Origin of the sequence: Pusillimonas sp. NJUB218, from assembly GCF_003788685.1 — a bacterium.
GTDB lineage: Bacteria > Pseudomonadota > Gammaproteobacteria > Burkholderiales > Burkholderiaceae_B > Neopusillimonas.
Genome location: NZ_NQMK01000027.1, coordinates 1 through 373 on the forward strand (window position 1 = coordinate 1; position 373 = coordinate 373).

The 373-nt window shown below is 48.5% G+C and carries 1 protein-coding gene; it reads right to left on the bottom strand.

Features of this window, described 5'->3' with window-relative positions; translation table 11 throughout:
- Window positions 1–33: 33 nt before the first annotated feature.
- On the bottom strand, window positions 34–373 hold a 340-nt coding region (locus CHR62_RS15915; RefSeq protein ID WP_233575050.1), incomplete at its 5' end, for a hypothetical protein.

The window sequence follows — 373 nt, forward strand, 5'->3', positions numbered from 1 at the left end:
TCGATGGAAGAGTCGTCAAACGCGTGCGTGGCATCATGTCAGTGAAGTCTGGTTAAACCCAGCAAAGGTCGATGGCGAAACGGCGGGAAAATTAAAGTTTGCTGCATGAAATATCGGACATCTTGTTTGACAAATACCGGCAGAAAGATGACTCAAGAGGCGCCCGCCATAAAACATAATGGAGTAATGCAGTCCTTCTACTAGTTCAGGGGCAACAGCAGCGATCCAGTGCTTTAGGGAACCTCTGAACAAGTCCAACGAACCTGTCAGAATATAAGTTATTGAAAACAGCCCGATCCGAGTGAACCCGATGAGCCAGTTGAGTTTTTCCGAAGCCGAGTACGTCGGCAAACGCAAGAAAACGCGCCGTGAG